This is a genomic window from Pseudomonas sp. CM27 (assembly GCF_013179515.1).
Lineage (GTDB): Bacteria > Pseudomonadota > Gammaproteobacteria > Pseudomonadales > Pseudomonadaceae > Aquipseudomonas.
Genome location: NZ_JABMCN010000198.1, coordinates 1 through 11,302 on the forward strand (window position 1 = coordinate 1; position 11,302 = coordinate 11,302).

An 11,302-nucleotide genomic window follows, 5' to 3' on the forward strand; every position below is an offset into this window, starting at 1 on the left:
GCTGGCGCGTGCGGCGCAAATCCGCAAGTTGCTGCGCGGCCGTGACCGCGACCTGTTCCAGGTGGTGTTCATTACCCTGGACCCGGAGCGCGACACCCCCGAAGTGCTCGACGCCTACGTCAAGGCCTTCGACCCGTCGTTCACCGCGCTCACTGGCACCCCCGAGGAAATCGCTGCGGTGGCCAAGGAGTTCAAGGTGTTCTACGAAAAGGTCCCGGCCGGCGATACGTACACCATCTCTCATTCGTCCACCAGCTACGTCTACGATACGCGTGGCACCCTGCGCCTGAGCCTGGGCCATTCCCTGAACGCCAAGGAATGCGCCGAAGACCTGGTCACCTTGATGGAGATCTGCTGAATGTCGATGCAACCGATAAAACGCGGCCTGGCTGCCCTGGTACTCATGGGCCTGGCCCTGCCGGCCCTGGCTCAGACCACTGTGAGCGATGCCTGGGCGCGTGCCAGCGTGCCGCACCAGCAGTCCACCGGTGCCTTCATGACCCTGACCGCCAGCAGCGACAGCAAGCTTGTGAGTGTGGCTTCGCCCGTGGCCAAGACCGTGCAGGTGCACGAGATGACCATGAACGGTGACGTGATGGGCATGCGTGAGGTAAAGGCCGTGGAACTGCCGGCCGGCAAACCGGTGACCCTGGACCCGAATGGCCTGCATGTGATGCTGATGGGCTTGAACGGCCAGGTGAAAGAAGGCGACAAAGTGCCGCTGACCCTGACCATCGAAGATGCCACTGGGGCCAAGGAAACCCTCGACGTACAAGCCGACGTGCGTCCGCTCAACGCCGACGCTGGCGGTGGGCATGACCACATGCACATGCAACACTGACAGACCAAAGGGCCGCATTTAGCGGCCCTTTTCTTTTCAGCTGCGGCGCTCAGCTGCGAAAGCGCGGCAGCGGCCTGTCGAGTGTCAGCGAGGTCAGCGTTTTGCGAACCTGGGCCTCGTCGGCCTCCAGCGCCCTGAGGCTCGCGCGGATCTTGCCGGCGGCGGGCACATCGCCCTGCCGGTCGATCCAGTCGGCAATCTCCTTGCAGGCGCTGCTCAGGCAGGCTTGGCGCTGGTTCATCAGCGACAGCAGGGTGGTGAACTCTCTTTCGGACATGGCAGGATCCTCCATTCAGCCCTGTCAGTGTAGCAGCGCCTGAGCAGCTTGCCTGAGGCCGGGTGCCGCACCCTTCATCCGGGCAGGCAGGCACTGCGGTAGGCCCCGGGCGTCACCCCGTATGCCTGTTTGAACTGCCGGCTAAAATGGCTTTGGTCGGCAAAACCCAGGTCGAACGCCACCTGCGCGGCGGCCAGCCCACGCTTGAGCATTTCCCGGGCGCGCGCCAGGCGCCGCTGCTTCAGCCAGGCATGCGGCGGCAGCCCCGTGGCCTGGCGGAACACCCGGGCGAAGTGGAACGGCGACAGATTGACCGCCGCTGCCAGGGCCTCCAGCGAAGGCGGGTCGGCCAGCTGGGTTTCCAGTAATTCCCGGGCGCGGGCCACGGCCAGTGGCTCGTGGCCGGGGGCCGCAGGTTCGGCGCACTGCCCGTGCCGTTGCACCAGGGCAAGCACCGCCTGGCGCCAGGCGGTCTGTTGCTGCAAGGCGCTGGCGCCGCCTTCGGACAACTGGTGCAGTTGGCTGAAGGCGAGGGCCAGGGCGGGGTCGTGAATCACGCTGTCCTTGAACCCTGGCATGCCGTGGCCGCCCAGTTCCAGCTCGTCGAGCACGCCGGTGACGCGCTGCTGCTCGGGGTAGAAACCGCGATAACGCCAGCCTGCTTCGTGGGCGGTCGCGCCGGTGTGCAGCTCGTCAGGGTTGATCAGCACCATGCTGCCGACCGGTGCCAGGTGCTCGCTGCCACGGTGCCAGAAGCGCTGGGCGCCCGATTCGATCACGGTGAACACATAGCCTTCGTGCACATGGGGGGCGAAGCGCTGCTGGAAGTAGCGCGCGTGCAGCATCTCGACGTGGCCTAGTGCCGGCGCCTGCCACAGGTGTGTCTGTTCGCGCAGGCGCGTGCTCATGCCAGCCAGCTGCGCAGGAAGAAGAAGATCAGCATGCTCGCCAGCATGCTCAGCAACACGCTGCGGGTCAACAGTACCAGCGCAATCGCTACCAGTGAGCCCAGCAGGTAGGGGTTGAGCAGGCTCAGGTCAAGCTGGTGGTCGGGCATGAAGATGATCGGGCCGCAGATGGCGGTGAGCATGCCCGGCACTGCAAAACCCAGGAACTGCCGGGCATTGGAGCTAAGGCGCAGGGGCAGGCGCGGCTCCAGGAACGCATAGCGGTTGAGGAACACGATGGCGCCCATGGCAAAAATCAGGATCCAGGTCATGCGCGTGCTCCGGCAAATTTCTGGCAGACGAAACCGGCGCTCATGCCCAGCAGGCCTGCGGCCACCAGGGCGGTTTCCCAGTGCCAGTAACTGAACAGCACCGAGCAGAACAGCGATACCGCCACACACACCAGCGTGGCCAGGTTGCGCACCAACGGTGCAATCAGGGCGACGAAGGTGGCAACGATGGAGAAGTCCAGGCCGTACTGGTCCAGGTGCGGGATGTTCTGGCCCAGCAAGATGCCTGCCAGGGTGAACAGGTTCCAGGCCACGTAGAAGGTCAGGCCCACGCCCAGGGCGTACCAGCGGTTGAACTGCTGCTGGTCGTAATGGCTGGTCAGGGCAAAGAACTCGTCGGTCAGCAGAAAGCCCAGGCCCAGGCGCCAGCGCAGCGGCTGGCCGGACAGCAGCGGACGCATCGAAAGACCGTACAGCAGGTGCTGCGAGGTCAGCAGCAGGGTGGTCAGCAGGATCGACGCCAGGTTGGCGCCGCCCTTGAGCATGCCGATGGCCACCAGCTGCGCGGCCCCGGCGAAGACGATGGCCGACAGCCCTTGGCCCTGCCAGGCGCTGAGGTTGGCCTCGATGGCCATGGACCCGGCCAGCAAGCCCCAGGGGGCGACGGCGAGGGACAGTGGCAGGATGGCGATGGCGCCGTGGAGAAAGGCTTGGCGGGCGATGTGGGGCATGATGGCTGCAATGCGTGGACGTGGTAGAGCAGCATGCCAGACGGGGCAGGGCATGGCTTGAACGATCTTGCTGCTGCAGGCGTGTGAGGTAGCCGTTCAGGGGCGGCTGGTGAGCTGCCGCTGCGCCGTCACGCAGCCGTTGGTGTCCACCGCCTTCTGCAGCAGGCTCTGGCGGTGCTGCGGGTCGAGGTCACCGAGCAGGCGGTACAATTCGGCCTGATAGTCACGCTGGCGCCCCCACAACATTTCCAGACCTTGCGGACGGCTACGGTTGCAGACAAGACGCGGCGCCGGTTGCGGGTAGTAGGCAGCGTACACGGTGGCCATGTTGGGGATAGCTTCGAGTGCTGCGCGGTACTCGCTGCTGGCGTTGTAGGGCGCGCACCACGTGGCGATGGCGGGCGCCGGTGCGGCAAAGCCCTGCTTGAGGCTGGCTTCGAGTAATGGGCAGGCAGCATCGGCGATTTGCCCGGCGGGCAGGTAAGTCATGTAGTACAGCGCCAGGCGGTACTGCGCGACCGGATGGCCCAGGTCCACCGACTTTTTCAGTAAGGCGACCGCTGTCGGCAAGGTGTGCGCCAAGGCCTGGCCCTGGCGGCTGAGTTCGGGGTCGCCGCCTATGGAGGTGCGCAGCGTGCTGGCGCCGTCTTCCTGGTTGTCGGCCTGCTCCAGCAGCGGCAAGGCCTGACGGTACAGCAGGTCGGCATGTGGGTCGATGTTCACCTCCAGCGCGTGCCCGGCCAGCGGCATCAGCGCGACCAACAACGGGAGCAGGCTACGCGTGCGGCTCACGGGCGCACCCTATGGGCGAGCATAGGCGGGTGGACGGCTTCGATGTTCATGGCGGTCAAGCGTGCGCCTCGGGCAGATCGGAACGACGCCGTATTCTAGCCACCCAAGGGGGGTTGTCGGAAGAGCATCCGGCAACTCTCAGACGAGCTTGATCGGCGTGACCTTGCGCTGGGCGTGTTTTTCCTGGGCCAGGCCAAGCTTGGCAGTGATCACCTTGGCCAAGGCATTGTTGCCCAGGTCGTTCAGGTGCAGGCGGTCGATGAACAGGTCGGCGCCGAATACCGGCGAGCTGCTGAGCATGCCGTTCATGTCGTAGCAGGGCACCGGGTCGGCCTGGCTCTTGATGCGGCGGAAGAAGGCCGAGTGCAGCTGGCTGTCGAATGCGCCTTCCAGCAGCCGGTCGAAGTTCGCCGGTTGTTGTTCCAGCGCTGCCAGCATGGCCTGCTCGCCGCTGGGCAGGGTATCCCGGCACCAGGGCAGCAGCGGCTGGAGGATGAAAGTGAGGGTGGCGTGGCTGTCTGCCAGCAACCTGTCCCATTGGCGCAAGGTACGGCCGATGCTGTCCGCCGCGCGGGCCAGTCGCTTTTCCGGAGGGGACAACGCCCAGTTCAGCGGCGCCTTGACCGGAGGGGCTGTCAGTGCCTGGCCGATGCGCCGCCACAGCGGTTGGCGACGCGGCGGCGCGGCAGGTTGCATGCCTTCGCTGAAACTGTTGAGAAAGTCCTGGTAGGCCTTGGCCTGCTGCGCGTCGCCGGGGCCGGCGACGACTTCGCACAGGGCTTCGTGGGCCAGGCTGTTGAGGCCGCTCAGCACGACCACATGGCCGAGCTGGCCAAACCGGTGCTGGTGAGTCAGGAACATCAGCAGTTCCTGGCTGGCATTGAGCCCGCAGCCGGCCAGGCTCAGCCAGACCTCGCCGGTGAGCATGGACAGGTGCGAGGCCACCGTGTGTTCGTCGGAGCTGGCGCCGATGCCCAGGGCGGTGGAGCCGCCGACCAACAGGTTGATGCGCGATGCACCGCCGCGCTCGGCCGCCGAAAAACGCTTGCCGGCGCAATGGCTGTAGCGCAGGCCCAAGGCATCGGTGTTGATGGTGCCGGAGCGGTAGCCGGTTTCGTGCACATGCACGGTGTGCGGGGCACGGCGGCTGCCCAGCAGCAGAAAGCGCTGGTAGTCCTGTTGCAACGGCGAAGGAGCCGGGCTCATATCAGTTGCGGTCATGGTCTTTCCTTCTGTTGCATCGGCTGCTCCGCAGCAGGTTCAGGCCGCCAGTTCCTTGAGGTTGTACAGCAGCCCGCCCGAGGCGATCAGCAGCAGGGCGACCCCCGAGGCCAGGCTGATGAAGCGGTTGCTGCGCTGCGAGGCAAGCTTGCCGATGGCGAATATGTACAGGCTGAGCACGGCGAAATCGATGGCCACCCACAGCAGTGACAGCACCACCATGCTTTTGCCGAACGATTCGGTGATCTGGATGAACTGCGGGAAGAAGGCGATGAAGAAAATGATGTCCTTGGGGTTGGAGATGCCCACCATGAAACCTTGCAGCAGGCCGCCACGGTCCGGCTTGGCGGACTCGGCTGGCGCATCGCCCGCGGGCGCTTGCAAGGCATCCTTCAGCGTGCCCATGGCGATGTAGCCGATGAACAGGCAGCCAAGCAGGCTCATGGTGCTGAGCCAGGCCTTGTCGATGGCGGCGCTGGTAAGGATGATCCACGCGGCAGCACCGATCAGCACCAGTGACGCCCAGTTGGTGCCGACGGCGGTGAACATGGCCTTGCGCGAGCCAGAGGCAGCCGCAGTGTTGACGATCAGCGCCACCACCGGGCCGGGGGTGGCGATAAGCAGCAGGACGGTGAGGGCATAGGTGGCGGTAAGTGCGGTATTCACGGTCAGTTCTCGATCAGTATGTCGGGGGTCGCCTGGTGTGCGGCATGGGCGTGGAACGGGCAGCGGGACGGGTTGAGCGACCCTGCCTCCTGCAGTTGGTACTGCTTCCACTCGTAGTTGTCGGTATCGCCGAAAAAGCCCAGGGTTTCAGGCATGACGCCGTTGTTGTAGTGGCGCACGCGGTCGCGGATGCGTTCACGGATGCGTTTGCCACTTTCAGTGTTGGCATTGGCCACTTCGTCGAAGTTTTCCCGCGGGTTGATGACGAAGGTGATGTGCTGCCCCAGGTTGCGGCTTTTCATCTGCTGGTGGCCGGGGAAATTCATGTTGATGAACAGCGGCATGCCGGCGTAGCAGAACGACCAGCCGTTGTCGTCGGGGTCGGTAGGGATGCCCTGCGGCCATGGGTGCGGGTCGCGGGCATGCACGCCGCGCAGCACCTTCCAGGCCAGCGCCTGCTGTTCGGCCAGGGTGCAGCTGGCGGCGGTTTCGAGAAACACCACCAGTGGGCTGCCGATACGCTGCTTGGGTTTGATCGGGGCGACGGTGCTGACATAGTCGGCCAGGCCCTGTGCAATATCATCGGCCAGTTGCTCGGCGCGGGCGAACAGGATGTGGCAGGTTTCACCGTTCACCGCCTTGCGGCCGAACAGGCAAGGGAATTCAGGGTTGGCGAGAATACTGCGAAAATGTTCTATGGTCTTGTACGTCCAGTGTTGCATGTTGCAACCATGTTCAGCGGCCAGCTCTAGCGCATCCAGGCGATAGCAATTTCCATATCCCGTAAACATGGATTTCCCCAGGCGTTAATTAAATTGAACGTTCCAGTCATATGCAGGCAGGATCTTGGTTATGTTTGTTATTTACCTGCATTTTCCGAGACGAACCTGACGTTGTAAAACGCGTGGAACTATGACCTACTATTAGTCTTGCTCATGCTTAAGGCTCCGCCATGTCAGAACGGATTCAGGCCTTGCACGCCCTGCGTGCCTTCGAGGTGGCCTCTCGTTACGGCTCCTTTACCCGGGCTGCGGAAGAACTGGCCTTGACCCAGGGTGCAGTGAGCCATCACATCAAAACCCTCGAAGCCATGTTCGGCTGCGACCTGTTCGAACGTCGCGGCCCCAAACTGAGCCTGACCGAGCACGGCCGGCTGCTCTCGCAGGAGCTGAAGGTAGGCTTCAAGATCATCGAGAATGCCTGTGCGTTGCTGCGCCAGGACCGCTATGGCTTGCGCCTCAAGGCGCCGTCAACGCTCACCGTGCGCTGGCTGCTACGCGCGCTGGACGGGTTCAAGAAGATCGAGGACAACTGCAGCGTGCAGCTTTCGAGCGTGTGGATGGACATCGACAGCGTGGACTTTTACTCCGAGCCCTACGACTGCGCCATTCTCCTGGCCAACGGGCGTTTCCCCGCCGATATCGACAGCTGCAAGCTGTTCGATGAATGGTTGATTCCGGTGTGCCACCCCGATTACCTGCCGCAGGCGCAACCGGCGCTGTCCGACCTGAGCCAGTGCGAGTTCCTTCACCCGTCCCCGGACCGGCGCGACTGGCGGCGTTGGCTGACGCGCATGGACGCGCTGCACGTCAGCATCGACCAGGGGCAAGTGTTCGATACCCTCGACCAAGGCATTTCGGCTGCCCAGCAAGGCCTGGGCATTTCGGTGGTCGACCTGGTGCTGGCCAGTGCCGACCTGGCGGCAGGAAGGCTGGTGACCCCGTTCAAGCACGCAGTGGCCACCGGCGACGGTTACTACATGACCTGGCTCAAGGCCAGCCCCAAGGCGCGGCAGATGCACAAGCTACGCGACTTCCTGCTTGGCCAGGTCGCGCCGCTGGCGCACAAGGACATCAACTACCTTTACGGTTGAACACGCGTTCGAGCATGAAGTCGATGAACACCCGCAACTTCGGCGGCACCTGTCGCCCGGATGGCCACAGCAGGTAGAAGCTGCCGCGCCGCTCCATGAAGTCATCGAGCACGCTGACCAGCGTGCCGTTGCCAAGTTCGCGGCGCACGTTGAAATCGGGCAGGCAGGTGATGCCACGGTGGTTGACGGCAAAGCAGGCGCGCGTTTCGACGTGGTTGCAGACCATCGAGATGGGGATGTCGTAGGCATGTTCGGGGTGCTCCTGGCGCAGCGGCCAGGTTTCCAGCTTGCCAGTGCTGGGGAAGCGGTAGTGCAGGCAGGTATGCGCCGCCAGGTCACGCGGGTGCAAGGGTGTGCCGCGTTCGCGCAAGTAGTCGGGCGAGGCTACCAGGCGGTGCTGGAAGTGCCCCAGGAACTTGGCGTTGAGCCGCGAGTCCAGCGGCTGCCCGCCGCGCATAACCACGTCGAAGCCTTCGCCGACGATATCCACCATGCGGTCCGAAAAGTCCAGGTCCAGTTCCACCTGCGGATACAGCGCCATGAACTCGGCCAGCGCCGGCATCACCAGCCCGGTAACCTGCGGCATGCTCACCCGCAGGCGGCCACGCGGAGTTTCGCTGGCTTGCGACAGCTCCTGCTCGGTGGCCTCGATCTCGGCCAGGATGCGCCGACTGCGTTCCAGAAACAGCATGCCCTCGGCCGTCAAGGTGATGCTGCGAGTGCTGCGGTGGAACAAGCGCACCCCCAGGCGGCTTTCAAGCCGCGCCACGCGCTTGCCCACGGCTGACGCGCTGACACCCAGCGACTGCCCGGCGGCGACGAAACTGCGGGTCTCGGCCACCCGGTTGAACACCACGAAGCCGCTGAGGCTGTCCATTGCATTTTCCTGATTACGGACATGAATGTCCTGGCTGAGCGGCATTGTACCCATCTTTTTCCCTAATGCCGCCCCCCGGCAGACTGTGCGCCTCTCTTCATTTCAAGGCCTCCGCAATGACCCAGACCTCATCCGCTGCGCTACCTGCAGCCAGCACCGAGCGCTTGCCGCTAAGCGGCTTGCTGGCGCTGGCGCTGACCGGCTTCATCGCCATCCTCAGCGAAACCTTGCCTGCGGGCTTGCTCGACCAGATCGCCGATGGCATGCACATCAGCCAGGCCATGGCCGGGCAGTGGGTGACGGCGTACGCGCTTGGCTCGCTGTTGACGGCCATTCCGCTGGTGACCCTGACCCAAGGGTGGTATCGCCGCCGGGCGCTGCTGCTGGCAATCGTCGGTTTCGTCCTGTTCAACGGGCTGACCGCCTTGTCGACCTCCAATACCCTGACGCTGCTCCTGCGTTTTTTCACCGGCGCTGCAGCGGGGCTGGCCTGGGGGCTGATTGCAGGCCACGCGCGGCGCATGGTGCCGGTGGCGCAGCAGGGTAAAGCCATGGCGGTGGCCATGCTCGGCGCACCGATTGCCTTGTCGCTCGGGTTGCCGATCGCCACATGGCTGGGGGCATGGCTGGGTTGGCGCGCCACCTTCGTGGTGATCACCCTGGCGGCGCTGTTGCTGGTGATCTGGGTGTTGCTGTCGGTACCAGACTACCCCGGGCATGCCGCTGGCAAGCGCCCGTCGGCCATGCAGGTGCTGCGCACGCCGGGGGTAGGCATTGTGCTGCTGGTGATCCTGACGTGGGTGCTGGGCCACAATATTCTCTACACCTACATCGTGCCGCTGCTGGCGGCGGCCGGCATGGCGGCCGACATCGGTCCGGTACTGATGGTGTTCGGCGTGGCGGCACTGGCCGGGATCGGCCTGGTGGGGCTACTGGTCGACCGGCATCTGCGCACACTGGTGCTGCTGAGCCTGGCGGGTTTCGCGCTGGCTACCCTGGCCTTGGGGCAGGCGTCGTCATGGCTGGTGTACCTGAGCGTTGCGTTGTGGGGCGTCACCTACGGTGGCGCGCCGACCCTGCTGCAAACCGCCTGCGCCGACGCGGCGGGCGAGGGCGGTGATGTGGCGCAGTCGATGCTGGTGACGGTGTGGAACAGCGCCATTGCCTTGGGCGGGATCATCGGCGGGGTGCTGCTGACGGGGGCAGGTGTCGGGTCGTTTGGCGCGGTGGTTCTGGCATTGATTGTGGTGGCCTGGTTGTTGGCCTGGGCCGGGCGACGCGGCGGTTTTGTGAAGGGGGAGCGCCAGGCTTGAGGTTTTCAGCGCCACTAAAAGCCTCACGCCAGACCCGACAGCGGTAGAATCACCCATTCAACAGACAGGTAAGAGGTTGGCGCGGTGGAGTTGCAACAGGGCTTTGTCCTGACCCGGCATTGGCACGACACGCCCGACGGCACCTGCGTGGAGCTGTGGCTAGCCACCGACCAAGGCCCGCGCCAGCTGCGCCTGGCACCGCAGGTGTCGGTGGCGTTCATCCCTCAGGCGCAGGAGGCGCATGCCAGGGTATTGCTCGGCAACGAGCCTGGCGTCGAGCTGCGCCCCCTGCAGCTCCAGGATTTCGACCACCGGCCGGTGCTGGGCCTGTACTGCCGCCAGCACCGCCAGCTGATGCAGCTGGAGCAACGCCTGCGTACTGCCGGCATCGAGGTGTTCGAAGCCGATATCCGGCCGCCCGAGCGCTACCTGATGGAGCGGTTCATCACTGCCCCGGTACAGTTCACCGGCCAACCGGATCCCCACGGCGTGCTCTGCAATGCGCAGCTCAAGCCGTTGAAGGGGTATCGCCCGCCGCTGCGCCTGGTGTCGCTGGACATCGAAACCAGCGAGCGCGGCGAGTTGTACAGCATTGCCCTGGAAGGCTGCGGCCAGCGCCAGGTATACATGCTTGGCCCGGCCAACGGCGATCCTGCTGACATCGACTTCGACCTGCACTATTGCACCGATCGTGCCGCGCTACTGAACTGCCTCAACCAGTGGATGGCCGAACACGATCCCGATGCGATCATCGGCTGGAACCTGATCCAGTTCGACCTGCGTCTGCTGCATGAGCATGCCGGGCAACTACAGGTGCCATTGGCACTGGGCCGCAATGGCGCGCCCATGACCTTGCGCAGCCAGGCCGGTGGCGGCCATGTGTTTGCCGATGCACCGGGGCGACTGCTGATCGACGGTATCGAGGCGCTGCGCTCGGCGACCTGGAGTTTCCCTTCGTTCAGCCTGGAAAATGTCGCCCAGACCCTGCTCGGCGAAGGCAAGGCCATTGACACGCCCTACCAGCGTATGGACGAAATCAACCGCCGCTTCGCCGAAGAAAAACCGGCGCTGGCACGCTACAACCTCAAGGACTGCGAACTGGTCACGCGTATTTTCGCCCACACCCGCCTGCTCGAATTCCTCCTGGAGCGGTCCTCGGTGACCGGCCTTGCGGTGGACCGAAGCGGCGGTTCGGTGGCGGCGTTCTGCCATTTGTACATTCCGCAAATGCACCGCCTGGGCTTTGTCGCCCCCAACCTTGGCAGCCGCCCGGACGAAGCCAGCCCTGGCGGGTTTGTCATGGATTCGCGCCCGGGCCTCTACGACTCGGTGCTGGTGCTGGACTACAAGAGCCTGTACCCGTCGATCATTCGTACCTTTCTGATTGACCCGGTTGGCCTGGTCGAGGGGCTGCGCCAGCCGGACGACGTGCACTCGGTGGAAGGCTTCCGCGGTGGCCGCTTCTCGCGTACCCGGCATTGCCTGCCGGCCATCGTCGAGCGGGTGTGGCAGGGCCGGGAAGCGGCCAAGCGCG

14 protein-coding genes are annotated in these 11,302 nt (G+C 64.6%); 5 read left to right on the forward strand and 9 right to left on the reverse strand.

All coding sequences use genetic code 11. The annotated features are described in order from the left end of the window. Both HP547_RS21420 and HP547_RS21425 read left to right on the forward strand, forming a co-directional pair. Positions 1–358: SCO family protein (locus tag HP547_RS21420; RefSeq protein WP_172287380.1), on the forward strand; the 358-nt coding region annotated here is incomplete at its 5' end. Next, positions 359–841: a copper chaperone PCu(A)C gene (locus HP547_RS21425; protein WP_172218738.1), complete on the forward strand. Its 483-nt coding sequence runs from the start codon at positions 359–361 to the stop codon at positions 839–841. Between the two features lie 49 nt (positions 842–890). Here HP547_RS21425 and HP547_RS21430 read toward each other — a convergent pair whose 3' ends face one another. The 8 genes from HP547_RS21430 to HP547_RS21465 all read right to left on the reverse strand — a co-directional run bounded on the left by HP547_RS21430 (position 891) and on the right by HP547_RS21465 (position 6,496). After that, positions 891–1,118 (reverse strand): hypothetical protein, encoded by a 228-nt coding sequence (locus HP547_RS21430; protein ID WP_172218739.1) that lies wholly within the window; start codon positions 1,116–1,118, stop codon positions 891–893. Positions 1,119–1,192: 74 nt separating this feature from the next. Beyond that, positions 1,193–2,026, reverse strand: a complete 834-nt coding sequence (locus HP547_RS21435; RefSeq protein ID WP_172218740.1) for an AraC family transcriptional regulator — start codon at positions 2,024–2,026, stop codon at positions 1,193–1,195. Next, the gene (locus HP547_RS21440) at positions 2,023–2,337 is read right to left on the reverse strand and encodes an AzlD domain-containing protein (protein WP_172218741.1); all 315 of its coding nucleotides are present in this window, start codon (positions 2,335–2,337) and stop codon (positions 2,023–2,025) included. Before HP547_RS21440 ends, HP547_RS21435 begins: the two co-directional genes overlap by 4 nt. Further along, complete coding sequence (locus HP547_RS21445) at positions 2,334–3,026, reverse strand: AzlC family ABC transporter permease (RefSeq protein WP_172218742.1); 693 nt, start codon at positions 3,024–3,026, stop codon at positions 2,334–2,336. Before HP547_RS21445 ends, HP547_RS21440 begins: the two co-directional genes overlap by 4 nt. A 96-nt stretch (positions 3,027–3,122) precedes the next feature. Beyond that, positions 3,123–3,818 (reverse strand): sel1 repeat family protein, encoded by a 696-nt coding sequence (locus HP547_RS21450; protein ID WP_172218743.1) that lies wholly within the window; start codon positions 3,816–3,818, stop codon positions 3,123–3,125. A 138-nt stretch (positions 3,819–3,956) separates the two neighbouring features. Beyond that, entirely contained in the window at positions 3,957–5,039 is a 1,083-nt protein-coding gene (locus HP547_RS21455; protein WP_172218744.1) for a hypothetical protein, read from the reverse strand. Between the two features lie 39 nt (positions 5,040–5,078). Beyond that, positions 5,079–5,705, reverse strand: a complete 627-nt coding sequence (locus HP547_RS21460) for a LysE family translocator (RefSeq protein ID WP_172218745.1) — start codon at positions 5,703–5,705, stop codon at positions 5,079–5,081. A 2-nt stretch (positions 5,706–5,707) separates the two neighbouring features. Continuing rightward, complete coding sequence (locus HP547_RS21465; protein WP_172218746.1) at positions 5,708–6,496, reverse strand: YqcI/YcgG family protein; 789 nt, start codon at positions 6,494–6,496, stop codon at positions 5,708–5,710. 161 nt (positions 6,497–6,657) lie between these two features. On the opposite strand from HP547_RS21465, the gene HP547_RS21470 reads away from it, so the two are divergent. After that, positions 6,658–7,578 (forward strand): LysR substrate-binding domain-containing protein, encoded by a 921-nt coding sequence (locus HP547_RS21470; protein WP_172218748.1) that lies wholly within the window; start codon positions 6,658–6,660, stop codon positions 7,576–7,578. Here the strand turns inward: HP547_RS21470 and HP547_RS21475 are convergent. Next, positions 7,559–8,455: a LysR family transcriptional regulator gene (locus tag HP547_RS21475; RefSeq protein WP_172287381.1), complete on the reverse strand. Its 897-nt coding sequence runs from the start codon at positions 8,453–8,455 to the stop codon at positions 7,559–7,561. The two genes, HP547_RS21470 and HP547_RS21475, sit on opposite strands and share 20 nt — an antisense overlap. A gap of 116 nt (positions 8,456–8,571) precedes the next feature. On the opposite strand from HP547_RS21475, the gene HP547_RS21480 reads away from it, so the two are divergent. Further along, complete coding sequence (locus HP547_RS21480; RefSeq protein WP_172218752.1) at positions 8,572–9,768, forward strand: MFS transporter; 1,197 nt, start codon at positions 8,572–8,574, stop codon at positions 9,766–9,768. An 84-nt stretch (positions 9,769–9,852) separates the two neighbouring features. Beyond that, the coding region (locus HP547_RS21485; RefSeq protein WP_172287382.1) for a DNA polymerase II at positions 9,853–11,302 on the forward strand (1,450 nt) is incomplete at its 3' end.